Below are 24,887 nucleotides of genomic sequence, written 5' to 3' on the forward strand. Positions count from 1 at the left end.
CTTAGCTTTTTATAAAATGATATATTCTATTTTTAAGGTGTAAATCCTGCATAAAAAAGAAACACCTTGAATCATCAAGGTGTTTTCGTTATAAGTTCAAAACTCTCCGAATCAGCCCCAAGTACAAAAGGACTAACTTCGCCGACGCTATAAAGCTGCAATTCATGCATCGCGCGCGTACAAGCAGTGTAGAACAATCTACACAAGCTTTCATCACTGTACACATCTTTAGAAGCATCGTAAATAATAACAGCATCAAATTCGATACCCTTTGCTAAATAAGCAGGGATAACGACGATGCCTTGCTCATACTCGGCTGAGTTACTTTTCACAAGTTTAATATTCTCGATATGACTGAGTGCCTCGTAGGCAGCGGCACTTTCAGCTGCGGATTGACATATAATTGCGATCGTATTGTGCTGTTGTTTTTGTAGTTCAGCAACTTTGGCAGTAATACGGTCGTGCAGTTCGCTGAAATTAGACACTTTCGTCACTGTAGGTTTCTCACCGTCACGTTCAAAGGCATGAATGTTATTGCCTTCCGGTACGAGAGCACGTGTAAATTCAATAATCGGTTTTGTTGAGCGATAGCTACGAGTTAGGTTGATACCGTTCGTTTCATCTGGTCCGTATAAGCTAGTAAGTGTATTGAAATTCACTGCTTCACTCGCATGGGCAAATATCGCTTGGTTAAAGTCCCCGAGTACAGTCATTCTTGCAGCAGGGAAGAGACGTTTTAAAAACTCGAACTGAAACGGCGAATAATCTTGTGCTTCATCTACGAGTACGTGTTTAATCGATCTATTCGTTTGGAAGCCTTCAATTAACTCTTTTAAAAGTAAAAATGGAGTCGCATCCTCGTAATATAGTTTTCCTTCATCGAGCATGTTCACTGTTAATGAGCAAATATCATCCCATTCTTTCGGTTTTTCTCCAGTAACCAATGATGCATCTGTGAAGAGTTGTTTATATATTCCCGTGAAATTGATGAAGCGTAGTGTTTGAACACCTTTACGAAGCGGCTTCAATTTTTTGCGGACGATCATACGTCCAAGTACTTTCGTTTCTTGCTCATAATCATTAAAGGAGTTGTCGTCAAACTCTCCTTTTTTCTGTAAGTATTTATAAGCTTTTTGATATTCATCTTTACTAAGTAGTTCAATTTCTTCTTCTACCCAAGGTTTTTTTAGTTCTGCCTTTTCGATTGCATCTATTTGTTTATTTAGCCAATCCGTTAACTTTTCAATTCGATTATGGAAACGGAGGGAGGAGTCGGTATTGTAAAATTGCTCTGCGATTTCTTTAGCAGAGGCAATCAGTTTTCCTCTAAATTTCATTCCTCTAAATAGCATGCCTGAAGATTCAAGAGATTGTCTGTACGCTCTAATCATTTCGAAAAATTGAGTAGATGCTTTAAATCGAATGCTAGCATTTCTCGTTTTATAGATAGGGCTATTCGTTTCAGTTAACATATATTCTAATTGCTCATAAGGATCTTCAACGTCAAATGACTTGCTTAGTCTATGGTTTAAATATTCTTGGAATGTAACTTGCTGCATATTTTCTTCACCGAGTTCAGGTAGTACGTTAGAAACGTAGCTATTGAACATAGAGTTAGGGGAGAAGAGAATAATTTGATCTGCTTTTAACCATTCGCGATATTTATATAGTAAGTAGGCGATTCGTTGCAGGGCAGCTGACGTTTTCCCGCTACCAGCAGCTCCTTGCACGATAAGTAGTCGACCTTCATCGTGACGGATAATTTCATTTTGCTCGCGCTGGATAGTAGCAACAATACTTTGCATATGTTTGTTTGTACCTTTTCCGAGCGCTTGTTGCAGGATTTCATCGCCGATTGTAAGGCTCGTATCGAACATAGAATCAATCTCGCCATTTTGAATAATGTACTGTAATTTCTTCTCCACATTACCGTGGATTACGCCTCCTGGTGTACTGTATTCAGCCGGTCCTGGTGGATAATCGTAGTAAACACTCGAAATGGGTGCGCGCCAGTCATATATAAGAAAGTTTTCTCCGCTTGCATCAGTAAGTGTGGCTACGCCGATGTAAATTTGATCCGCAGCAGATTCTCCTTCTTCTTTGAAATCAATTCGCCCAAAGTAAGGTGCTTTATGCATGCGTCTTAATGCGGCAAGTCGATTAAAGGTGTGCTTATGGGTAATTTGTGTGACAGCTAGTGACTGAGCTTGTTGTCTTAAGTTGATAACTGTTTCAAGATAATCATCAAAAGTATCAGTATTCACTTTAACGTCATCCCAAAAATGTTTACGAATATTGATTACTTCTGCCCGGCGTCTGCCAGTTTCGTTTTCCAGTTTATCAATTTGCTCCGTAATCGTTTCTATTACGGTATCCAATCGTTTTTGCTCTAAATCAAGTTTTTTGTTCATACGTAAGCGCTCCTTTAAAAGTGAAAAATAGAGGTTGACTGAAGATGTGTTTTGGTGTACAATTAAGATACGGATAAATACATTCTGTTGTTTTTAGCGAATGCGTTTCTGTACTAATTTAACATAGTTTTTTAATTTAATCAATAATGATGAGATAAACCTTGGTTTCGTGTTGAGCGAATCAAGGTTTTTTTGTTTTTCTTTAAGAGGGGACTGCAAGCATTGTCAGTTTTTGTCGGTAAGTCGATATATTTCGAAAATCGCCGATATAATTAGAGTTACGGTCGATATAATTGAAAAATCGCCGATATAATTGGAGTTACGGTCGATATAATTGAAAAATCGCTGATATAAATAGATCTATAGTTGATCGATTTGAAGAACCAATCGCATAATTTCATTTACCGAATCTGGATGTAACGTATCGCGAAGAGAGAACATACAAAAAAGCTCGGGCTAAGCCCGAGCTTTTCATTATTTCTTTGCGTCTTTTTTAGCGTCAGCTTTTGGTTCTTCGAAAAGATCTTTCAAATCTTTGTCGTCAACTTTTACGTCAGCTTTTTTGATTTCTTTCATCATAAGATCGTTCATAAATTGAGCGTCTTGTGATTTTTCTTGAACTACTTCTTTTTTGATGTCAGCTTTTGCTTGATCGAAAGTTTTGTCAGCATGAGTATCAGTTACTTTAATGATATGGTAACCATGTTGTGTTTTTACTGGCTCACTTACTTCGTCTTTTTTCAGCTTACGAGCAGCTTCATCGAATTCTTTAACCATTTTATCTGGTCCGAAGAATCCTAAGTCGCCACCTTTTTCTTTTGAACCTGGATCTTCAGAGTACTTTTTCGCTAACTCTTCGAAAGATTTACCTTGTGCAAGTTCTTCTTTCACTTTTTTAGCAGTCTCTTCATCTTTTACAAGAATATGGCTTGCTTTAATTTCTTGCTTATAGTCTTCATATTTTGCTTGTAAGTCTTTATCAGTGATTGCTTTTGCAATTGCTTGTTCTTGAGCTAATGAAGCGCGAACACCGTTTTTAACTGTTTCTTCTTTAAGGCCTTGTTGTTTCAATAGTGTATCGAATTGATCACCGACTTGCTTTTTCATTTCATCGTACTTTTTGTCTACTTCTTTGTCATCGACTTTGTAGTTTTTGATAAGTACTTTTTCCATAACCATGTTATTTAGTACTTGTTTACCAGCTTGTGTCTTCATTTGATTGTAGAACTCTTCTTTAGTGATGTCACCAGCTTTAGATGTAACAATTTTGTCTGATGATGATGATGTTCCACATGCTGATAATGCGATTACACTTGTTGCGGCTAAGGCAAGCATAGCTTTCTTCATTCAATAAACACTCCTACTATTATGTATTTTTAATTTATCCCATACAAATGAAGAAACGCCTTATGATAGGTTATTTTCGTTCATAAGAACCCGATTAAGTCTCACTGATGTCTTTGCTTTTTTTATATGTAAAAGCACGCTTAACAGGGCTTAGCGAGGCTTTGGGATAAAGTTTAGATGCGTGTCGTTTATTTCATAGTATAAGCAATATGTACAAAATTTAATATATCATATTTCGACTCGTTTTCCTATTGATAAAGAAATTTTAACCAGTTTGTGTCAGATTTTGAAGGGGTACCACATTGGGCGCATGCTGCATATACAGAAAAGAGGAGGGGATGGGGGATGAATTCTCAACTTATTTTATTACTTGTACTGTTTATTTTATTGGTTATAGTAGGTATAATTTGCTTATAGAGGAAAAAAATGAGGAAGGGGCTTTCCTTCCTCACTTTCCATGAAATATAATTTCTACATAACTAGAAATTAATAGAATGGTAATACATACATTAATAACTCGAAAGACACCTGGCTGGCGGCTCGCAGATATTTGTTTTCGCTCACACAGTGTATGTGTCATGAAATTCGTGTAAAATATAACAAGAAGTGCAAATGCGACAAAAACAACGGTTATAAGAGTCATGAGGCGAGACCTCCTTTTGGCTAAAATACATATACTTTATATATTGTATCATACGATATTTTGTTCGTGTTACAAAATTCAGAAATAGAAGACTTTGTGTTAGGAAGTGAGGGAGAAAATGGACGTTGTAAGAAGACTAGAACAAGCTGAATATTACGTAGACCTACTATTTAAAATGATTGATGAAGAAAAGTGTCCATTTTATTCTTTAATCATAAAGAAAAAAGCTCGTAAAAAAGATATTGAACGTATACTAAATCTTTGTGAAAAGCTGAACGAACAATACGTAAAGGAGAAAGCGGAAGGCTTTCTATTGTTCGATGCGCTGTTAGATCAATTTGAAAAAGCGCTTCCACATCAGCTCGAAGTAAACGAAACTGCGGAAGCGCTAGTAAAACAAGGCTTATTTGTGCCACTTATGAATGAATTTTTACGCATGATTGCGAAAAGATAAAAAGATTATTTTTTAACTAATTTTTGATCGGACTCCGTAAAGTTCTCCTCAATATTCTCTAATGATTTCTCAAAAATATCGATGAAGTCTTGTCCGTAAATATTACGCAGGATTGCGATAAGTTCGATATTTTCTGGGAACTTACCGTAAAAATTACGAAGAGCAAGTGCCCCATTAAACACAGAATTATTTTCAGGATCATACTCCTCCATTAAGCGAAGTAGTAATTCTTCCCCTTTGTCTGTAATTTCAATGTACGTATTTCGTTTATCATCTTCTTTTTTCGAGAATACAAGATAGCCGCGTTCTTCTAGCTTTTTAGAGAAGTTAAACGCCGTTGATACGTGCATAACTCCAAACTTAGCAATCTCAGAAATAGAAGCCCCTTTTAAATGATAAGCGATTGATAAAATGTGATGCTCATTAATGTTCAAATCGTAAGGTTTAATCCACTGTTGCCAATCTTTCTCTACGCACTTCCATAACGCTTTTGATAATTGAGCAATGCGTTGGCTGAAAATCATCGCTTCTTTTACCGAGTAATCTTTTTCTCCACTTTTCATTTACTCACCCACTTTAACATTCTTTTTCATTACTATCTATTATGCCAGTAAAATAAAAATTAATAAAGTCTTTTTGTGAGAATTGTGAAAATTTTTTGGAAAAATGACATTCTATACAAATCATGCATAACTATGGAAGCGTTTTATGAGTCAAGAATACATGTGTTGTCCATACATGTTAAGGGATAACAGATATTGTAAATGCATAAAAACACGGCATATCTATGTGATATGCCGTGTCAAGGTCAATTCGTATAAAAAATATTTGTTATATGCAAAAAACTAAGCAGGAATATGTTTACGCTTTTTCTGGAACGGCTTCTTGTAGTTTCTCAATTGACTTTTGAATGTCTAAAATTTCTTTTTCAATATGTCGTTTGTTTTGAGAAATATCTTGTTTCCAGTTAGAAAGCGTGTCTTGCATATCGTCTTTTAGTTCTTGAAATACTTCTTTACCTTCTGAAGCAGTTTCAACGATTTGGCGCTTTAACAACTTCGTATCAGCTGTAATATCAGCTAATGTCTTTTTAATATCAGTTCCTTTTTCTTTCAGCTTACCGCGCATGGCTTTACCAGAAGAAGGAGTTGAGAAAAGAACGGCTAGTCCAGCAACTGCTCCGCCGCAAAGTACACCTGTAATAAAGGATTTAGCTTTTGACATAAAAGGAAACCTCCTTATTTTTCGTTCGTATTCATGATGTATAAAACTGTGCATATCTTTAAAACAAGGGGAAGAAAAGTGAACTTTTCTCTCTTGTACGTGCTATGCACAAAAAATCATATCCCCGGCATTTTTTGTGAAGAAACAAGCCATGCAATATATGCCGGAGGGAAGGCTTGTTATGTATTACTTCTTATTATAGTGGCACTATTTCACACTATTTGCAATTGTACTTGCGATGTTTTGTAAATTTTCCATAGTGTATTCATTTTGGTGTGATTTCCAGACAGCACCGAAACCATCGTTTTCACCGTAGCGTGGAATTAAATGAAGGTGGAAGTGGAATACAGTTTGTCCAGCTTTCTCGCCGTTATTGTTAAGCAAGTTGAAGCCAACTGGATTAAATTCTGCTTTCATTGCATTTGCGATTTTTGGAACGACAGCAAAAATATGTGATGCGATTTCTGGCGTTAACGCAAAAATGTCTTGTTTGTGAACTTTTGGAATAACAAGAGTATGTCCTTTTGTTACTTGACTAATATCTAAAAATGCAAGCACATGTTCATCTTCGTATACTTTTGAACAAGGGATTTGCCCGTCAATAATTTTACAAAAAATACAATTGTCCGCTGTATGATTCATCGATCTCATCCTTTCAAATAGCCTTAGCCGTATTTTACCATAATTACATAGGAGAACAAACACGAAAAACAGGAAGCTGACTCAGCTTCCTGTTTTCTGAAGAGGGATTGAAAAAGCATTTTTTATAATTTACGGTTCGCAGACACCTCATTTATTTAAGAAATGCACGGTAAATCGGCTAAAGTTTCTGCCGTAGACACCCCATTTTCAAGTGAAATGAATTGCAATCTTTTTTTAAAATGAAATTGTTTATTTTTTAAAACAGTATATGCTCTTTCGGAGACACCCCGTTTCGAAAATGAAACAAATTATCTGGTTATGTGTAAATTTCATTGTCCAATTTGGACACCCCATTTCATGATGACTTCACTGTGTTGTTATACTCATCAATTGGTGGTTGCTTTTTCAATGTGTTCCTTCCTCACTAATTATGATGTCCGCTTTCGTAAAAATATATGCTAATAAATTTAAATTTTTTTTGGAGGCATCGATACTATGTAGTACAGCGCCATTTTTGGTAAGATGAATATAGAATGAATACTAATGAAGAAAGTGGTGTCGTATGAGCGAGTTATTGCGTGTAGAAAATGTTACAGGAGGATATACGAAACGACCTGTACTAAAAGATGTTTCGTTCTCTGTGAATAAAGGCGAGCTTGTCGGCTTAATCGGTTTAAATGGAGCTGGTAAAAGTACGACAATTAAACATATCATCGGTTTAATGGAGCCGAAAAAAGGAACTGTCACAATTAACGGGAAAACAATTCGTGATGATATGACAGCGTACCGTTCTAGTTTCTCCTTCATTCCAGAAACGCCAGTATTATATGATGAGTTAACGTTAGAAGAGCATTTGAAATTAACAGCGATGGCGTACGGTGTAGATGAAAAACAATATGAAGAACGCGTAGGACAACTATTACAAGAGTTTCGCATGAAAAATCGTTTGAAATGGTTTCCGTCTCATTTCTCAAAAGGGATGAAACAAAAAGTAATGATTATGAGTGCATTTTTAGTTGAACCATCTCTTTACATTGTGGACGAACCTTTCGTTGGTCTTGATCCTTTAGCGATTCAATCGCTTCTTCAAATGATGGATCAAATGAAAAAGAGTGGTGCGGGTATTTTAATGAGTACACATATTTTAGCGACAGCAGAGCGCTATTGTGATTCATTCATTATTTTGCATCAAGGTGAAGTGAGAGCGATGGGAACATTATCAGAACTTCAATCCGGGTTTAATATGCCAGGTGCAACGTTAGATGATATTTACATTGCATTAACAAAGGAAGAAGATTATGAATAGCACAGCGTTATGGAAAGAACGGTTTCGACACTTTCTAAAAGAAGTTCGTACATATAGTAAATACGTATTTAATGATCATTTGAAATTTATTTTCGTATTTATCATCGGTGCAGGAGCGTATTATTACCAGCAATGGTTACAAACGTTAACATCTTCGTTTCCGACAGCGCTCGTTATGGCGGTCATACTTGGCCTCGTGTTAACAGCGGGGTCAATCCAAACATTATTAAAAGAAGCGGACCTCGTTTATTTGCTGCCAGTTGAAGAAAAGTTAAAGCCTTACTTTACAAAGGCATTTCTCTTTACGTTTATGATTCAGTTATACATAATCGCAATCGTAGCGGCTGCGCTTGCCCCGTTATACTTCCAGCAAATGAAACAAACAGGAGCGGCTTACATATGGATTGTAATCGCGTTCGTCATTGTAAAGGCGTGGAATTTATTCGTTGCGTGGGAAAAATCATTTTTAACAGATCAAAGCGTTCAAAAAGCAGATTGGTTCATTCGTTTTATCTTAAACGGCTTATTTGTGTACTTCCTTGTAGAACGTACTTCAGTCATTTTTACCGGTGTAATTGTCTTTTTAATGGTGCTATACCTCGCTGTTATGCATCAAAAGGTGAAGGGAAAGCCGCTGAACTGGGAGTATTTAATTTCTGAAGAAGGTAAAAAAATGATGCTGCTGTACCGCATTGCGAATATGTTCGTTGATGTACCAGCGTTAAAAGAGAGAGTATCACGCCGAAAATGGCTTGATTTCATCCTTTCGATGATCGGTGAGAAACGTACATATTTATACTTATATACGAGAACGTTTTTAAGATCCGGTAACTATTTTGGATTATATGTGCGCCTGCTCGCTCTTGGCGGAGTTATTCTTTACTTCATACCGTTTTTATATGGACGATTTATCGTAAGTTTTATTTTCCTATACTTAATCGGTTATCAGCTATTAACTTTATGGAAACATCACCGCATGAAAATTTGGCTTGATTTGTATCCAGTAAAGATAGATGAAAAGAAGAAAGATTTTCTTACTTTATTAAATGCGATTCTAATCATCGGGAGCGTAATCTTTACAGTTATATTTGCACTAGCAACGAAAGATTTCATGATGACAGGAATTTTACTAGTCGTAAGCATATTATTTAGTATTGGTTTCGTTTATCAATACGGTGCAAAGCGTATTGAGCGTTTAAATTGAAAGGAATGAACCTATGATTACATATGAAGAGAAGGTTATAAAAGAATTGGAGCAGTGGAAAGCTACATTCATGAAAGATTCTTCTATGATGACACGGTTCTCTAAAAAAGTGCAGGTGAAAGTGCAACAACTAGTGCCCGCGAAAGTGCAAAAGGTACTAACAGAAACGATTCGGATGATGGTGCAAACAATTAGCGCTGGATCAAACTTCATAAAACCGAAGCTAAAAGAAACGAACTGGTCACTGCAAAGACGAGACGATGAAGTCCGTAAAAAAATGGATGAGTACAAAAAAGTCGCAGCGGCAGAAGGGGCAGGAACAGGAGCAGGTGGTATTCTCCTTGGCCTTGCCGATTTCCCGTTATTACTGACCATTAAAATAAAATTTTTATTTGATGCAGCAACATTGTACGGATTTGATACGAGTAAACAAGAAGAACGCCTCTTTATTCTTCACGTTTTCCAGCTTGCTTTTTCAAGTGACGATTACCGAAAAGAAGTATGGAAAGCAATTGAAACGTGGGATACAGAAGAAGAAAATCATATGGACTGGGAAAAGTTCCAAACAGAGTACCGAGACTATATCGATTTAGCAAAAATGCTTCAACTCGTTCCAATCATCGGTGCCCCGGTTGGCGCATATGCGAATTATCAATTGTTGCAAAGACTTGGAGAAGTGACGATGAATTGTTATCGTATGCGATTGCTTAATAGAAATTAATTTGCGTTACAAAAAGCATCCTAAATGTGTAATTTAGGGTGCTTTTTTCTTTTCAGGAGTATCGCCCCATCACCGTCAAGATAAGAAAAGCAAATACCTAAAAACAAAAAAATTGACATCTCCAGGAAAAAATGTACATTTTTTTGTTTTGGGGCTTTATAAAATTCTTAAGTTAATGACTGTGTGGAACTATCATTATCCCTTCTATAAAGATAACTAAAATTTGGAAATCTTGTTTTAGTAGAAAATAGCTATTCTAAATAGTGAATTCATAATTATAAGGAGGAATTTAATTATGACAGCAATTACTAAGCTTAAACAAACTATTTCTGGATTAAAAAGTGCTCAAGCATGTTTAGAAGGATTTGTTCTTGATACTGACAATCAGCAAGCAAAACAACTGTATCAAAATGCAGCTCAGCAAACGCAGACAATTATTGATTCTTTAGAACCACGTGTTCAGGAGGTTCAACAAGATGAGCCCCAGTATAATCAATAAAGTGCAGTAACCCTCAGATTTTTTGCAGAGGTCTTATCATAGTTGGATTTATATATCTGGGGTTCTGACGTATACCCATCAAGCTAAGCTTATATAGGTTTAATTTCACGCGAGATTTTTTCTTTTTTTGGTATTTCTGGCGCATGGAAAGTATGCAAGTATTCATAATTTATGCAGAAACGGATATTTTCCCGTGGGGAATTTATCCGTTTTTTTGGCTGTATAACATGAGAAAATAATGATTTTCCCATAAGGTAACAAAATGGAACAAAAATTGCATAGATAAGTTGCAAAGATGAAGGGGGTTGAAAAGTGAAAGATGACATTCAGTTAAAGCGTTCGTTGACTTTTTTTCAACTTGTATTGCTAGGTTTAGCCTATATGGCACCATTAACGGTATTTACTACGTTTGGCGTAGTGGAATCTTTATCAAAAGGAGTGATACCAACAGCCTATATACTTGCGCTATGTGCGATGTTATTTACAGCATATAGTTATGGACAAATGACAAAAGCGTATCCAATTTCGGGATCAGCTTATACGTATACACAAAAGTCATTAAATCCAGGATTAGGTTTCATGGTTGGTTGGGTAATTTTAATGGATTATTTGTTTATCCCCATGATTAACTTCCTCATTATTTCACTCTATTTATCGGAATATCTGCCTTCTATTCCTTCTAGTATATGGATTATTGCGATGATTATAATTGTGACAGTAATTAATGTTGTAGGGACAAAAGTAACGATTACAATGAATATGATTTTTTTAGGGTTCCAATATATCGTATTGATAGTTTTTTGTGCTCTATGTATTAATTCACTTCTTAATGGAGTAGGAGAGGGAACATTATTTTCATTAAGACCGTTTATGAATCCAGATTCTTCAATAATTGCAGCATTTTCAGGGGCATCTATACTTTGTTTATCCTTTTTAGGGTTTGATGCTTTAACAACTTTTGCAGAGGAAACAATTCAACCAAAAAGAACTATTCCTAAAGCGATTTTCTTTGTCATTTGCTTTTCTGGAATGTGTTATATTATCGTCTCATATCTAGCACATCTAATACATCCAGACTATTTGGCATATAAAAGTTTAGATACGGCAGCTGTTGAAATCGCTAGAATGATAGGCGGAAATTTATTTAATGCTTTGTTTCTTGCAGGAATGGTTGTAACTTCATTCACATCCGCTTTAGCTTCTCATGCTAGTGTTTCGCGTATTTTATATGCAATGGGGAGGGACTCTGTACTACCAAAATCATTTTTTGCCTATATACATCCGCGTTTTCAAACGCCTATCAAAAATATTATTTTAGTGAGTATTTTTGCTTTGGTATCACTATTTACTGACCTTGTTACAATTACATCTTTTATTAACTTCGGTGCATTGATTGCTTTTACATTTGTGAATATTTCCGTCATCGCACATTATTTTATTAAACGGGGACAAAGGTCATTAAAATCTACGATTCTCTATTTGTTAATACCGCTAATTGGTGCATGTATAACAATTAAATTGTGGAGTGATTTAGACAAGATGTCTCTCATACTGGGAGGAATATGGACCATTATGGGTATTGTGTATCTTCTATATATAACAAAATTCTTCCGTGTTCAACCACCACAGATGAATTTTGATGAATTGCCAAAAGAAGATGGACAAGAAGTATCTATTTAGAGGGGGAGAATTATGAGAAAAAAAGCGGATATGATTTTAAGTAGTCATGCTGTATTTACAGGTATAGGAGAAAAACCTATCTCGGCATCAATTATTGTTAAGGATGAAAAGATTATTGCTCTTGTTCCGAAAGAAGATATTCATGGTTATGTAGATGCTGACACAATTGTACGTGATTTTGGAAATCAGCTTATTATGCCTGGATTTCATGATTTCCATATTCATTTAATGTTAGGAAGTTTAGTAAGTGAGGGAGTACAGTTAATTCATGCGCGTTCAGCTAGAGAAGTTGGAAAGTTTGTAAAGGAATTTGCTGAACGAAATAAAGAGATAAACTGTGTAATTGGAAGCAGTTGGGAACAGAATTTGTGGGAAATTCATGAAGAGCCACATCGGATGATATTGGATGAGTATATTGCAGATCGACCAGTGTTTTTATACCATGCTGAATTTCATAGTGTTTGGTTAAATAGTAAAGCACTTGAAATGGCAGGGATTAATAAAGAAACTAAGAGTCCACCATATGGAGAAATCGTTAGGGATCAAAATGGTGAGCCAACAGGAGTCTTAAAGGAAAATGCAGTCGGGTTAGTAACTAGCGTATTGCAGTTTAACTCTAAACGAAATAGGACACTGCTTCAAAATTTTTTAATAGAAGCTGCGAAATATGGAGTAACCTCTGTGCATGATTTATTGAGGATACCAGAAATGGGCGTGGAAGAAGCGGAGTTATATGATGAATTTGAAAAGATAGGAAAATTAACAACGAGAATTCATTTTGTTGCGCCGCTAAATGGAGATTTAAACTTAGCAAAATCCTTAAAGGAAAAATACCAATCTAGTATGGTTCAATTTTGCGGGTTTAAACAATTTATTGATGGAGTAACAACTAGTTATACGGCATATTTACTTGAACCATATAATGAAGAAACGACAAGAGGTCATACTACATATCCACCAGAAATCATAAAAAAATGGACAGTAGCGGCTGATAAGGAGGGCTTTCGCGTAAGATTTCATGCAATAGGAGATGGAGCTGTACGTTTAGCGTTAGATGCTTTTGAAGAGGCTGAAATACAGAATGGAAAAAGAGATGCAAGGCACGCAATTGAGCATGTCGAAATGATTCATCCCAATGATATTGAGAGGTTTCAAAAATTAGGGGTGTTGGCGTCTATCCAGCCTGAACATATTAATCTTACAAGTCGAGAAGTATATAGAAGGTTAATTGGATCAGAAAGAATGCAATACAATTACTTGATGAAAACATTAATGGATGCAGGAACAAAGCTTGTATTTGGCAGCGATTATCCTGTTGTTACAGTAAACCCGTTACCAGAAATTTACCGCGCTGTAACAAGGCTAGATGATGAAGGTGTGGAATGGAATTCGCAAGAGAAAATATCATTAGCGGAAGCGTTACGAGCATACACGTATACTCCTGCGTATGCCTCATTTCGCGAAAATGAACTAGGCATAATAGAAGAAGGGAAGCTAGCTGACATAGTTGTGCTAGATCGGAATTTGTTTACTGTACCGGTGGAAGAAATTAAAGATGCTAAGGTTACTTTTACAGTGGTAAATGGAAATATAGTTTTTCAGAATGAAAAAGAAAGTATAAAGAATTAATGGGGGGAAGATGAGAATGAGTGAAGTGACAATTGGGCTAGTTCAATTAGCGTGTAATGAGAATATCAAGGGGAATATAGAAAGAACAATAGCAAAGGTAAAAGAATCAGCGGAAAAGGGAGCACAGATTATTTGTTTACAGGAGTTATATCATGCTGAATACTTTGCTCAAAACGTTTCGGTTCGTAATTATGAACTGGCAATTCCTTTTGAACATGAAGCATTACAAGCGATGCAAAGGTTAGCGGAAGAACTTCATGTGGTTATAATTGTTCCTTTTTATGAATGGGTGGCACAAGGGATTTATTTTAACAGTGCAGCAGTGTTCGATGCTGACGGTAAATATTTAGGAACAACACGTAAAAATCATATTCCAGATGGACCGAGTTACCATGAGAAATATTATTTCACACCAGGAAATACAGGGTATCCAGTATATAGTACAAAGTATGGGAAAATAGGAATCGGGATCTGCTGGGATGAATGGTTCCCTGAAGTAGCACGAATTTTGACATTAAAAGGAGCAGAAATATTATTTTATCCTTCTGCAATTGGCTCTGAACCAGATTATCCAGAATTATCAACAAAACCAGTTTGGACAAAAGCTATTTCAGCTCATAGTATTCATAACGGTGTATTTGTAGCAGCTGTAAATCGAGTTGGGAAAGAAAAGGACATGTGTTTCTATGGAGGAAGTTTTATCAGTAATCCAATGGGGGACATTGTTTGTTCTTTAGGAGAGGAGGAAGGAATACTCATCCGAAAAATTGATACAAAGGAAATTAATGAAGCACGTAATCTATTGCAATTTTTAAGAGATCGTCGCACGGACACATATTCGCTAATTTTAGAAAAAGAAGTTCTAAACAGATAAAAAAGGCTCTCAAATTTGAGAGTCTTTTTTTGTTTCTATTCATATTTTTTATTATTTTACCAATAATATACATATGAAGTGGATTTGGTTATAAAGTTACTTGAGCTTACTTTACTGTATTTAGGGGTGCAAAATATGAAAGTATCAATATTTATTACTTGTGTTGCAGATGTTTTTTATCCAGAAGTAGGGAAAGATGTTGTGGAAATTCTTGAAGATTTAGGGTGTGAAGTTGATTTTCCAAAAACGCAAACTTGCTGCGGACAACCTGCTTATAATAGCGGGTATGTGAAAGAAACAAAAACAGCTGCAAAACATATGATTGAAGCCTTTGCTAGTTCAGAGTATGTTGTGGCGCCATCGGGGTCTTGCGCTATGATGGTTCACGAGTTTTCTAGCTTATTTTCTGAAAGTGAAGCGGAGTGGAAGAAAAAAGCAACTGAACTCGGGAATAAAACGTATGAATTCACACAATTTCTCGTTGAAGTATTAGGGAAAGAAGATTTAGGTGCAGAGCTTCATAAAAAAGCAACGGTTCATACGTCTTGTCATATGAGCCGATTAATGGGGATTAAGGAACCGCCGCAAAAATTATTAAAGTGTGTAAAGGGACTGGAAGTTGTTTCATTGCCGCATAATTATGATTGCTGCGGATTTGGAGGGACATTCTCGGTGAAAATGCCAGAGATCTCTGAAGAAATGGTTGAGGAAAAAGTAAAGCATATTATGGAAACCGGTGCGGAATTGTTAATTGGGATGGATTGTAGCTGCTTAATGAATATAAAAGGGCGTTTAACACGTAATGGCTACCCAATTGATGTAAAACATATTGCTCAAGTATTAAATGAAGATCGAAAATAAGAGGGGGATATAGAGATGGGAATGAGAATTGGGAACGATCTCTTTCATAAGCGTACTGAAACAGGCATTGGGGATCAATTTATGCGACAGGCTGTCAGGAAAGCGCAAGATGGTCTTAGAGTTAAGAAATTAAAAGCTACTGAGAGTCTTGGGAATTGGGAGGAATGGCGAGCTTTAGGAGAAGAAATTCGAAAGCATACATTAGAAAATCTTGATTATTATTTATATGAGCTAAGTGAAAATATCGAAAAAAACGGCGGTTTTGTTTATTTCGCAAAGACTGCAGAAGACGCAAGGGAATATGTAAAAGAGATTGTAAAAAAGAAAAATGCGAAAAAAATTGTGAAATCAAAATCGATGGTAACAGAAGAGATTAGTTTAAATGAAGCAATTGAAGAAGCTGGAGCGGAAGTGTTAGAAACAGATCTTGCTGAATTTATTCTACAAGTGAACGACCACGATCCTCCCTCGCATATTGTTGTTCCGTGTCTTCACAAGGATAAAGAACACATTTGTGAAATATTTAAAACAAAGTTAAATTACACTGGAACATCTGATCCTACGGAAATGGCGAGGTTTGTAAGATCATATTTACGGGATGATTTTTTTGCAGCGGATATAGGAGTGACTGGATGTAACTTTGCTGTTGCAGAGTCTGGATCAATTTCTATCGTAGCAAACGAAGGAAATGCAAGACTTACTACGACACTTCCGAAAACGCTGATTACAGTTATGGGGATGGAACGTATTGTTCCGACATGGGAAGAGCTTGATGTTTTAGTAACACTCCTATGCCGAAGTTCTGTAGGACAAAAGTTAACAAGTTATATTACAGGATTAACTGAGCCTGGCGGGACAGATGGACCTGAGGAATTTCATTTAGTCATTGTTGATAACGGTCGTTCCGATATTGTAGGAACAGAATTCCAAAGTGTTCTTCAGTGTATTCGTTGCGCGGCATGTATTAATGTGTGTCCTGTATACAGGCATATTGGTGGACATGCATACGGCTCTATTTATCCAGGGCCAATTGGAGCTGTGTTAACACCACTTTTAGGGGGATATGATGAATATAAGGATTTACCTTATGCATCTAGCCTTTGTGGTGCTTGTACAGAAGCGTGTCCAGTGAAAATCCCGTTACACGACTTATTAATTAAACATCGCAGCCGCATTGTAGAAGAAAAACAATCACCCGTAGCTTGGAACGTGGCTATGAAAGGTTTTGAAAAAGCGGTGAAGAGTCCTAGACTATTTTCTTTTGCTGCGAAGAGTGCTCCGTATGCATTAAAACCTCTTGCAAAAGGCGATAAGATCGAGCGTGGTATTGGGCCGTTAAAAGCGTGGACGGAAGCGAGAGATTTTCCAGTTCCGAAAAAACAACCATTCCGAGAGTGGTTTGAAAAACGCGTAAAGGAGAACGATGATGGCCATCCAAAATCGTGAGGAGTTTTTATTCCAATTATCAGAAAAGCTTGGTAGAAATCGTCCAGAAACAGTGGAAAAACCGAAATGGTCTGTTTCACCGCAGTGGAATGTTTTTGACGGACTTTCGCAAGACGAACTTGTATCAAAGTTAATAGAGCACTGCGAAGTGATTCATACAGAGGTGAAGCGAACAACAAAGGAAAATCTTGTTGAAACATTGGGGTCTTTTATAACAGATTGGAATATTAAATCTGTTATGTATGCGAATGATGAGCGCTTTAATGAGTATGGTCTTGCTCCATTTTTCAAAAATGAAGGTACAACACATTTTCGCGCATGGGGATTAGATCATAAAGAAGAGGACATAAAATTTGCGAAAGCTGCTGACCTTGGTATTACGTTCAGTGATATGACTCTGGCGGAATCAGGAACCGTTGTGCTATTTAATGATGGGTTAAAAGGAAGACATGTTAGTTTGCTTCCAGAGTCATATATTGCAATCGTTCCTAAAAGTACGATCGTACCAAGATTAACCCAAGCTACAAAACTGATTCATGATCAAAGTAAAGCGGGAGAAAACCTGCCGGCTTGTGTGAATTTCGTTTCTGGTCCGTCAAATAGCGCAGATATTGAAATGAACCTTGTCGTAGGTGTACATGGTCCAATTAGAACAGCGTATATTATTGTGGATGATCAATAATGAAACACACATGATGTATAAGAATGCTGAAAATAGAAAGCACTGGCCGTTAATATAGCCAGTGCTTTCTATTTTGCGAACATTACTGGTGAAAGTTAAAGACCAAGTCCACTATAGCTGACTCCAGCTACGATTAATATGATAAAGAGCACAATGAGTAATATGTAGCCGCTACTAACGCTCTTGCCATCTTGTCCAGCTTCACCGCCGCCAGTGCCACCACTACCGCCTTTACCGCCAAGTCCCATATGAACATCCTCCTTATTGTTATATGTTGCTTTTACTTTATGTTTTCTGCATTTACCAATAAATCCCTTCTGGAGCGCTAACTAACTTGCAAATCATTTCGTTTCATTTTATAATTTATTTACCGACCGGTAAGTAAAAGTAAGTGAGGTACAGTATGACAAAAAATTTACAAACATCGCAAAACATTGTAGAGGCATCATTTAAACTCATGGCAGAGCACGGTATTGAGAAGATGAGTCTTTCCATGATTGCGAAAGAAGTAGGCATATCAAAGCCAGCTATTTATTATCATTTTTCGTCTAAAGAAGCGTTAGTAGATTTTTTATTTGAAGAGATTTTTTCTGAATATCATTTCGTAAATTACTTCGATAAAGAACAATATACGAAAGAAAATTTTGCAGAAAAGTTAATCGCAGATGGTTTACAAATGTTGTCTGAGTATAAAGGCCAAGAAGGTATATTACGCGTTATAAATGAATTCATCGTAACTGCGACGCGAAATGAAAAGTATCAGAAACGTTTATTTGAAATACAAGAAGATTTCTTAAATGGATTCCATGATTTATTGAAGCAAGGTGTGGAACTTGGTGTTGTGTCAGAACATGGAACAGAAGAAAACGCGCATACGTTAGCGCTTGTTATTGATAACATGAGTAATTACATATTAATAGGATTCGATTTAAAGTATAAAGAAATTTGGATTCGAAATGTGAAAAACGTAATGAAGGGGGAATAAGGATGAAAATGCAAAAAAACTGGTGGCTCGGGTTTCTTGGATTTATTGGGGTTTATAAAATACCAGGTATGATAGAAGCTTTTCAAGCGGATAAAGGTTGGTTTGCATTAATCGGTTTCGTTTGGCTACTTTGGTTCGGATATTTTATTCCTGAGAAAAAGGATAAAGAAGAAGGAAAATAATAAAATATCAATTTTATGTAAAGTTATGTAAAATATAGGGTATAAGCATTCGTATATTAGATTACTAGATTTGGAGTGGTTACATGGATCCATTGAAAAATGAAATTCACCCTGACATGGTCAAGGTGTGGAAAACGCGTTCCTTAATTGAGCTAGGAATCAGTATTATAGTCATTTTGGCATATCTTTTCTTTATGATTAAGTTTAATTGGTGGGCTTGGATTTTTTATGTGCTCATCGGATTAACAATTGTATATACGCCGTTTGATTACTTTACGTTTCCAAAATTGCGGCAACGTTATTACAGCTACCAACTAAATGAAGAAGAACTTGAAATTCAGCACGGTCTTTTCGTTGTAAAACGTGTATTAGTACCGATGATTCGTGTCCAACACGTAACGATTGAACAAGGGCCAATTATGAGAAAACATGGATTAGCAGAACTACATATTTCAACAGCAGCAACTTCGCATAGCATTCCAGGTTTAACGATGTATGAAGCAGAAATGCTGAAAACGAGAATCGCAGAATTAGCGAAAGTGAGTGATGAGGATGTATAAGAGACAGCATCCAATCACGATGTTATTAGAATTAAAAATAACAGACTTTATACCATTACTTATTTTCATGTTTAGTTTAAACGGAAAGTTTCCATTTTGGTATTTAATTCCGGCTGGATTCGGTTTACTCACTATTTTTTCAGCATTTGAAAAATGGTATTACACAACATATTGGGTTGAAAATAACGTATTACATGTGAAACAAGGACTCTTTGTGAAGAAGGAGAGTTACTTAAATAAAGAACGTGTTCAAACGATTAATACAAGTTCAAACATTTTATATCAAATGCTTGGTTTAAAGAAAATTCAAATCGAAACAGCTGGTGGAGGCGATGATGCAGAAGTAAGCCTAGCTGGTATTACGGAAGATGAGGCGAAGAAGCTTATCTCCTTACTAAATGAGCCGACTCCAGAAGTGAAAGTAGAAAAAACATCAGAAGAAGTAGTAGAAAAAGAAGTTATGGCGGAGGAAAAGCAAGCGACAGAGTACAAATTAACTTTGAAAGAAATTTTATTAGCATCTGTTACATCTGGTCAGTTTGGACTATTATTCTCATTAATCTTTTTCGTGTATCACCAAGTAGATGAGTACATTCCGAAATGGATCAAAAAGAGCGTAGAGTCGTATGTAATGGATCATGATATATACGGCTGGATTTACATGGTAGCTATTTTACTTGTTGTTTCTTGGATTATATCCACAATTGGTTATGCGTTAAAACATGGCAACTTCACAGTAAATCGAAAAAACGATGAAGTGCGTATTTCTCAAGGATTACTTGAAAGGAAAGAACTTGTACTAAAGTTACACCGCATTCAAGGGATTACGATAAAAGAAGGTATTTTCCGTCAGATGTTCGGTTATTGTGCTGTGCAAGTCGAAGTTATTCAAAGTAAGGGATTGGGAGAAGAGAAAGACAAAGTTACGCTGCATCCGATTATTCGAAAAGATCGTGTGCAAGAGTTACTCGCTCATTTACAATTGCCATATGAACTGAATACAAACATTATTGCATTACCAAAAGCAGCCTTGCGCCGTTATTTAATTGATAGTTTCATTTTCTTTGCAATGCTAGCAATCCCGCTTACGGGGATAAGCATATACTTTGAAAAGTATTTCATCATGTGGGCATTAATTCCGCTCGCAATCCTCACCTTTACACTTGGATACGCAACATTTAAAACAAATGGTTACAGTGTAAACGGAGAGCAAATTACGCTTGTATATCGTAGTCTCGGAAAATATACAGGGCTTGTCAGAAGAAGACACGTCCAATCGATGGAAAAGACACAATCATATTTCCAGCGCCGCGCGGATTTATGTACGTATAAGTTCTCCAGTGCATCATCGAATTATAAAATAGAGCATACGAGAGTAGAAGATGCGAAGAGAATGCAGGATTGGTATAAGAAGAAATCAAGTGAGAAATAACTTGAAAAAGCTTGCCTATTACGAAAGGCAGGCTTTTTTTGTTATAGGAAAATGAGTGACTTAATCCATATATTAGTACAGCTACAGCGCACATATATCAATACATATCAAAAAAAGTAGTATACTTCTATTTCAGGAAAATCTGTGGAATTTTTGATATAAATGGTATACTGATATAGAAAAAGTATTAGGAGGCTATATATGATAAGTCAGTTAAAAAGAGAAGCACTTGATGCATTAAAAGGAAAATGGGGATTAGCGGTAGGGGCAACCTTATTACTTGGAATCCTTATTGGAGTTGTTGAACTTCTAACCACGGGTGTTTTCTCGATGTTTTGGGGCTGGAAAGAAGCAAGTGATTCGCTTACAGTAAGTATTATTGCAATGCTTGTTATCGGTCCATTAACAGTAGGTGCCTATTATCTCGTTTTACATGTAATCCGTAAGGATAATGCTGGTATTGGTCATTTATTTAGATGGTTTAGCGATGGAAGTAAGTTTATGAAGGCATTTTTAACATATTTACTAATGTATGTATACTTGATTCTATGGACATTACTTCTTATTATTCCGGGAATTATTAAATCATTTTCTTATGCTATGACGTACTTTATTTTGAATGATCACCCAGAATACACAGCGAATCAAGCAATTACTGAAAGTCGCCGTATGATGGATGGGCATAAAATGGATTACTTTTTACTATGCTTAAGCTTCATTGGCTGGTTCATTTTAAGTATTCTTACTATAGGAATCGGTTTCTTATGGTTGGCACCTTATTTCTACGCGACATCAGCTGCATTTTATGAAGAGATTTCAAAAGAATATTATAAAAAAGAAGGCACTACTTTCTAATAAAACACCTAAACCATCTATCCTAAAGAATATAGGGAGCAGATGGTTTAGGTGTTTTATATAGAAATTCTTCCCTCTATATTTTATTATAGAGGGTTATTTTTTTATATGAAAATGATAGGAAATCATGAATAATATAGGTAAAGAAAAAAAGCGAGGTGAATGAGATTGAGCAAATTTTTAATTCCGTATTCATTTTCTATATTAAGTTTCTTTATTTCAGCAACGGCACTTGATTTATATGATAGGATGGGAAAAAATGATGAGATGACTTCGCCGAACATACTGGGAAAGGTAATTCAATCTACTTCGCAAATGGGAGTCCTTACATTGTATTTCGGAGTACCTATTATTTTAGGTGGATGTCTTCTTGGAGAGTTATTATTTAGAGGTATCATTTTACGATTTAAATTAAGCTATATTATATCTTTATTATTATATCTACTTTTAGCTTTTAGTATTGTTTTTATCTTTTTGTCTGTAATGGTAGGAGTTCCAGCTGCATATGAAGAAGTTCGTACTCTTGAAATGATGTATTTCATAGGGATAACTATGATTTGCGCTGTTACATTCTTTGTGGGCCGGAATATATTGGAGAAAAAACAAGTTAATAATGGAGTGATAAAATGAAATATACATGTCCATGTTGCGGATATAAAGTGAAACTTTAATCAGTGGGGATTTTGTTCATTCCCCACTGATTATTAGTTGAACCAATCGGGCGTTTACGGGCAGTTAATTTCCCACCTAACACCTTTCTTTGCTCTAGCCGAATTTTGAGGAGGGAGTTTTACTGCCCGTTAATGCGGGGTAGAACATTAGAAGAAGAGCCACCAGGTACATATGAAATTTGTAATATATGTTATTGGGAAGATGATGAAGTTCAATTTAACGATCCTGACTTTGAAGGCGGGGCAAATGAAGCTTCGCTAAGACAAGCACAGAAAAATTTCATTGCATTTGGTGCTTGCGAGGAATGTTTTGTGAAATCAGTTAGAAAGCCGACTAGTGAAGATGTGAAGGATGCTAGTTGGAAGCAAATTTGTTGAGTAGTTTTAAATAAAAATGTTATTACTCCATTTAACAAGAGTAATAACATTTTTTTATGTAGTGACGAAAGAATTAACGCCGTCTTATAAGGTAAAATAATAAAGATGATAACGTAATAGGAAGGCCGGTTTCTAAAAAGGCTTCTAAATTAAAGGATAGAAAATTTCTGTCGTTAAACCACGTAAAAAATAAATAATTGTAGGAAATACCTAACAGTATAAATGCAGGAATTCCAATTTTTAATTCGTGACATCTTTTTATTTTTCTATAACAAAATTCACCTAATAAACAACCGATAAGAACGGGAATACTTCCAAGAATAATATACATAATGATCGAAACCCAAATCGGTCCCCATGAATCAGCGTAATTGGGAACTAGTGTATACTGCAAAACATTCATAACAATAGAGGAAACTAGTAAGCATGCTATATAGCTAACAGTAAATTTCTTCAATATAATCCCCCGCGCCTATGTAAAATAGTATAAAAAAGACATTTAGCAATAGAACTAGATGCAAATAAAAATCTTCCCATTTCCTGTATGTGATTATATCAAAAAAATTATAAAAAATTAGCAGTTATATGGCATTATTTTAGGTCTACTTTAATTAGTAGACTTTTTTTGTTGCAAAAAACCCCCGTAATAGTTTTTAAGAAAAAGTTAAGGAACGAAAGTCATAATAGGCTTATCAAAAAAATATACGAGGTGGAATGAAAATGGAACAAACGAAACAAAAGTTAATACAAATTTTACTCATAGTAAATTTTGGGATCAGTACGTGTGCAGCTATCGGAGTAGGATATGTAGCTTATAAACAAAGTAAAAGCCCTGATTTTTCAGAGATGGGCTCGAGAGGGCAGGGTAGGATGTTCCCGGGTAATGGTAATGGTCAATTCCAGCCGAATCAAGAGCAATCGGGACAAACTGAGCAATAGGAAGGAGAATAGAAATTTGAAAAAGTGGATTATTATTTCAACCATTATTGTTGTAATAGGAGGAGCGAGCGCTTGGTTCTTTTTACATAAAACAGATAAAACGCAAGGTGTTATAGCCGCTTCTCAAACAACGACAGTACAACAAGGAAAACTGGAGGTAGCAGTTAGTGGTTCGGGTTCGGTTACAGCAAATACAGATCAAGATGTAACAGCGAAAGGTACCATTCTTATTGTAGATACTATAAGTGTAGCGGCTGGAGATACAGTAAAAAAAGGTGACACACTTGTAACGTTTAAAAATGGTGCTGTTGTTTCGGCTCCATATGATGGGGAAATTAAATCAGTTAGTGCGAAAAAAGGCGGCAAAGCATCACAAGGAACAATTCTTCTTCGTATGGAAGATGCAGATGGATATACATCACCTGTAACGAGAGGAAACAATAGTGTAAGTTCGGATAAAGCAAGTGGTGGAAGTGGCTTGACAGTCGATAGTGTCAGTGTAAAGGAAGGTGATGTTGTAGATACAGGTGCAACACTTGTAACCTTTACAGATGGAAGTATTTTGCAAGCTCCAGTAACTGGAACAATCACAAGCCTTTCTGTTGCAAGCGGCGATTCTGTACAGGCTGCAGATCCAATTGCACACATAACAAATTATAATGCACTACAAACAACGATTAGTGTTGATGAATTAGATGTACCGAAAGTAAAAGAAGGTCAGGCGGTAAAAATAACAGCAAGTGCATTCGGAAATGAAACATTTAGCGGAAAGGTAACAAGTGTAGCAGAAAAAGGAACAGCAGAAAAAGGCGTTTCTACATTTGACGTAACTGTACAAATTGAAGATCCAAAAAATATGAAAATAGGTATGTCGACTGAAGCAAGTATCTCAATAGAAAGTAAAGAAGACGCATTATACGTTCCGGTAGAAGCGGTGTATACAAAAGGAAATGAAAAATATGTACTAGTTCCTACATCTTCAGACGATGCAGCGCAGTCAACCAAAAAAGTGACAGTAGAAACTGGGATTTCAAATGATACGCATGTAGAAATTACAAAAGGGTTAGCAAAAGGAGATACGGTGCAAATACCGAGGGTTAAATCTAACGGCAAGTCTTCTCAAGGGCCTATGATGATGCCTGGCGGAAACTCTCAAGGGGGATTTGGTGGCGGTAACTTCCAAGGAAGACCTGGTGGTGAATTTGGAGGAAGATCTAACGGCGGAGCTCCAGCTGGCGGCGGACAAGGAGGACGTTAATGTT

28 protein-coding genes are annotated in these 24,887 nt (G+C 36.2%); 20 read left to right on the plus strand and 8 right to left on the minus strand.

Annotated elements, in window-relative coordinates:
• Nucleotides 1–74: 74 nt before the first annotated feature.
• From helD to LUS72_RS05225, 3 genes are all read right to left on the minus strand, one after another.
• The gene (helD, locus tag LUS72_RS05215) at nucleotides 75–2,411 is read right to left on the minus strand and encodes an RNA polymerase recycling motor HelD (RefSeq protein WP_264448649.1); all 2,337 of its coding nucleotides are present in this window, start codon (nucleotides 2,409–2,411) and stop codon (nucleotides 75–77) included.
• A 474-nt stretch (nucleotides 2,412–2,885) separates the two neighbouring features.
• Entirely contained in the window at nucleotides 2,886–3,758 is an 873-nt protein-coding gene (gene prsA / locus LUS72_RS05220; protein WP_097829914.1) for a peptidylprolyl isomerase PrsA, read from the minus strand.
• Nucleotides 3,759–4,206: 448 nt separating this feature from the next.
• Nucleotides 4,207–4,401: a hypothetical protein gene (locus LUS72_RS05225; protein ID WP_000172693.1), complete on the minus strand. Its 195-nt coding sequence runs from the start codon at nucleotides 4,399–4,401 to the stop codon at nucleotides 4,207–4,209.
• A gap of 118 nt (nucleotides 4,402–4,519) precedes the next feature.
• Here LUS72_RS05225 and LUS72_RS05230 point away from each other — a divergent pair, with 118 nt between their 5' ends.
• On the plus strand, nucleotides 4,520–4,855 hold the full coding sequence (locus LUS72_RS05230; protein ID WP_071747306.1) for a DUF1878 family protein: 336 nt from the start codon (nucleotides 4,520–4,522) through the stop codon (nucleotides 4,853–4,855).
• Nucleotides 4,856–4,860: 5 nt separating this feature from the next.
• On the opposite strand, the gene LUS72_RS05235 is transcribed toward LUS72_RS05230, so the two are convergent.
• From LUS72_RS05235 to LUS72_RS05245, 3 genes are all read right to left on the minus strand, one after another.
• Nucleotides 4,861–5,418: an HTH-type transcriptional regulator Hpr gene (locus LUS72_RS05235; RefSeq protein ID WP_000834920.1), complete on the minus strand. Its 558-nt coding sequence runs from the start codon at nucleotides 5,416–5,418 to the stop codon at nucleotides 4,861–4,863.
• 298 nt (nucleotides 5,419–5,716) lie between these two features.
• Entirely contained in the window at nucleotides 5,717–6,079 is a 363-nt protein-coding gene (locus LUS72_RS05240; RefSeq protein WP_002201482.1) for a YtxH domain-containing protein, read from the minus strand.
• Nucleotides 6,080–6,286: 207 nt separating this feature from the next.
• Nucleotides 6,287–6,721 carry an HIT family protein gene (locus LUS72_RS05245; RefSeq protein WP_001016832.1) on the minus strand — a complete coding sequence of 145 codons (435 nt, stop codon included), beginning with the start codon at nucleotides 6,719–6,721 and terminating at the stop codon, nucleotides 6,287–6,289.
• A 562-nt stretch (nucleotides 6,722–7,283) separates the two neighbouring features.
• On the opposite strand from LUS72_RS05245, the gene ecsA reads away from it, so the two are divergent.
• The 10 genes from ecsA to LUS72_RS05295 all read left to right on the plus strand — a co-directional run bounded on the left by ecsA (nucleotide 7,284) and on the right by LUS72_RS05295 (nucleotide 17,623).
• Entirely contained in the window at nucleotides 7,284–8,027 is a 744-nt protein-coding gene (gene ecsA / locus LUS72_RS05250) for an ABC transporter ATP-binding protein EcsA (protein WP_097829915.1), read from the plus strand.
• Nucleotides 8,020–9,231: an ABC transporter permease gene (locus LUS72_RS05255; RefSeq protein ID WP_264448650.1), complete on the plus strand. Its 1,212-nt coding sequence runs from the start codon at nucleotides 8,020–8,022 to the stop codon at nucleotides 9,229–9,231. Before ecsA ends, LUS72_RS05255 begins: the two co-directional genes overlap by 8 nt.
• Before the next feature lie 13 nt (nucleotides 9,232–9,244).
• Nucleotides 9,245–9,952: an ecs operon protein EcsC gene (ecsC, locus tag LUS72_RS05260; RefSeq protein WP_264448651.1), complete on the plus strand. Its 708-nt coding sequence runs from the start codon at nucleotides 9,245–9,247 to the stop codon at nucleotides 9,950–9,952.
• A gap of 295 nt (nucleotides 9,953–10,247) precedes the next feature.
• Nucleotides 10,248–10,451, plus strand: coding sequence for a DUF1657 domain-containing protein (locus LUS72_RS05265; RefSeq protein WP_264448652.1), 204 nt, complete (start codon nucleotides 10,248–10,250; stop codon nucleotides 10,449–10,451).
• Between the two features lie 312 nt (nucleotides 10,452–10,763).
• The gene (locus LUS72_RS05270; protein ID WP_264448653.1) at nucleotides 10,764–12,131 is read left to right on the plus strand and encodes an APC family permease; all 1,368 of its coding nucleotides are present in this window, start codon (nucleotides 10,764–10,766) and stop codon (nucleotides 12,129–12,131) included.
• 12 nt (nucleotides 12,132–12,143) lie between these two features.
• The gene (locus LUS72_RS05275; protein WP_264448654.1) at nucleotides 12,144–13,760 is read left to right on the plus strand and encodes an amidohydrolase; all 1,617 of its coding nucleotides are present in this window, start codon (nucleotides 12,144–12,146) and stop codon (nucleotides 13,758–13,760) included.
• Nucleotides 13,761–13,776: 16 nt separating this feature from the next.
• Complete coding sequence (locus LUS72_RS05280; RefSeq protein WP_264448655.1) at nucleotides 13,777–14,634, plus strand: carbon-nitrogen hydrolase; 858 nt, start codon at nucleotides 13,777–13,779, stop codon at nucleotides 14,632–14,634.
• A gap of 135 nt (nucleotides 14,635–14,769) precedes the next feature.
• Complete coding sequence (locus LUS72_RS05285; protein ID WP_097829919.1) at nucleotides 14,770–15,495, plus strand: (Fe-S)-binding protein; 726 nt, start codon at nucleotides 14,770–14,772, stop codon at nucleotides 15,493–15,495.
• Nucleotides 15,496–15,510: 15 nt separating this feature from the next.
• Nucleotides 15,511–16,941: a LutB/LldF family L-lactate oxidation iron-sulfur protein gene (locus LUS72_RS05290; RefSeq protein WP_264448656.1), complete on the plus strand. Its 1,431-nt coding sequence runs from the start codon at nucleotides 15,511–15,513 to the stop codon at nucleotides 16,939–16,941.
• The gene (locus tag LUS72_RS05295) at nucleotides 16,922–17,623 is read left to right on the plus strand and encodes a LutC/YkgG family protein (protein ID WP_097829921.1); all 702 of its coding nucleotides are present in this window, start codon (nucleotides 16,922–16,924) and stop codon (nucleotides 17,621–17,623) included. The genes LUS72_RS05290 and LUS72_RS05295 overlap by 20 nt, the downstream gene beginning before the upstream one ends.
• 95 nt (nucleotides 17,624–17,718) lie before the next feature.
• Here LUS72_RS05295 and LUS72_RS05300 read toward each other — a convergent pair whose 3' ends face one another.
• The gene (locus LUS72_RS05300) at nucleotides 17,719–17,871 is read right to left on the minus strand and encodes a sporulation protein YjcZ (RefSeq protein ID WP_097829922.1); all 153 of its coding nucleotides are present in this window, start codon (nucleotides 17,869–17,871) and stop codon (nucleotides 17,719–17,721) included.
• A 155-nt stretch (nucleotides 17,872–18,026) separates the two neighbouring features.
• Here LUS72_RS05300 and LUS72_RS05305 point away from each other — a divergent pair, with 155 nt between their 5' ends.
• The 7 genes from LUS72_RS05305 (at nucleotide 18,027) to LUS72_RS05335 (ending at nucleotide 22,686) form a co-directional block, all read left to right on the plus strand.
• A complete protein-coding gene (locus LUS72_RS05305; RefSeq protein WP_097829923.1) occupies nucleotides 18,027–18,608 on the plus strand; it encodes a TetR/AcrR family transcriptional regulator in 582 nt (193 codons plus the stop codon).
• A gap of 2 nt (nucleotides 18,609–18,610) precedes the next feature.
• Nucleotides 18,611–18,790, plus strand: a complete 180-nt coding sequence (locus LUS72_RS05310) for a hypothetical protein (RefSeq protein WP_002150063.1) — start codon at nucleotides 18,611–18,613, stop codon at nucleotides 18,788–18,790.
• An 83-nt stretch (nucleotides 18,791–18,873) separates the two neighbouring features.
• A complete protein-coding gene (locus tag LUS72_RS05315; RefSeq protein WP_088077895.1) occupies nucleotides 18,874–19,350 on the plus strand; it encodes a PH domain-containing protein in 477 nt (158 codons plus the stop codon).
• Nucleotides 19,343–20,782 carry a PH domain-containing protein gene (locus tag LUS72_RS05320; protein WP_264448657.1) on the plus strand — a complete coding sequence of 480 codons (1,440 nt, stop codon included), beginning with the start codon at nucleotides 19,343–19,345 and terminating at the stop codon, nucleotides 20,780–20,782. The genes LUS72_RS05315 and LUS72_RS05320 overlap by 8 nt, the downstream gene beginning before the upstream one ends.
• A 201-nt stretch (nucleotides 20,783–20,983) precedes the next feature.
• The gene (locus tag LUS72_RS05325) at nucleotides 20,984–21,637 is read left to right on the plus strand and encodes a DUF975 family protein (RefSeq protein WP_264448658.1); all 654 of its coding nucleotides are present in this window, start codon (nucleotides 20,984–20,986) and stop codon (nucleotides 21,635–21,637) included.
• Nucleotides 21,638–21,805: 168 nt separating this feature from the next.
• A complete protein-coding gene (locus LUS72_RS05330) occupies nucleotides 21,806–22,267 on the plus strand; it encodes a hypothetical protein (RefSeq protein ID WP_264448659.1) in 462 nt (153 codons plus the stop codon).
• Nucleotides 22,268–22,440: 173 nt separating this feature from the next.
• Nucleotides 22,441–22,686, plus strand: coding sequence for a CPCC family cysteine-rich protein (locus LUS72_RS05335; RefSeq protein ID WP_264448660.1), 246 nt, complete (start codon nucleotides 22,441–22,443; stop codon nucleotides 22,684–22,686).
• Nucleotides 22,687–22,759: 73 nt separating this feature from the next.
• Here LUS72_RS05335 and LUS72_RS05340 read toward each other — a convergent pair whose 3' ends face one another.
• Complete coding sequence (locus LUS72_RS05340; protein WP_264448661.1) at nucleotides 22,760–23,143, minus strand: hypothetical protein; 384 nt, start codon at nucleotides 23,141–23,143, stop codon at nucleotides 22,760–22,762.
• A 263-nt stretch (nucleotides 23,144–23,406) separates the two neighbouring features.
• Between LUS72_RS05340 and LUS72_RS05345 the strand changes: the two genes are divergently transcribed.
• Both LUS72_RS05345 and LUS72_RS05350 read left to right on the plus strand, forming a co-directional pair.
• Nucleotides 23,407–23,625 carry a hypothetical protein gene (locus LUS72_RS05345; RefSeq protein WP_264448662.1) on the plus strand — a complete coding sequence of 73 codons (219 nt, stop codon included), beginning with the start codon at nucleotides 23,407–23,409 and terminating at the stop codon, nucleotides 23,623–23,625.
• A gap of 16 nt (nucleotides 23,626–23,641) precedes the next feature.
• The gene (locus tag LUS72_RS05350; RefSeq protein ID WP_264448663.1) at nucleotides 23,642–24,883 is read left to right on the plus strand and encodes an efflux RND transporter periplasmic adaptor subunit; all 1,242 of its coding nucleotides are present in this window, start codon (nucleotides 23,642–23,644) and stop codon (nucleotides 24,881–24,883) included.
• Nucleotides 24,884–24,887: the final 4 nt, after the last annotated feature.

Origin of the sequence: Bacillus cereus, from assembly GCF_025917685.1 — a bacterium.
GTDB classification, from domain to species: Bacteria; Bacillota; Bacilli; order Bacillales; family Bacillaceae_G; genus Bacillus_A; species Bacillus_A cereus_AT.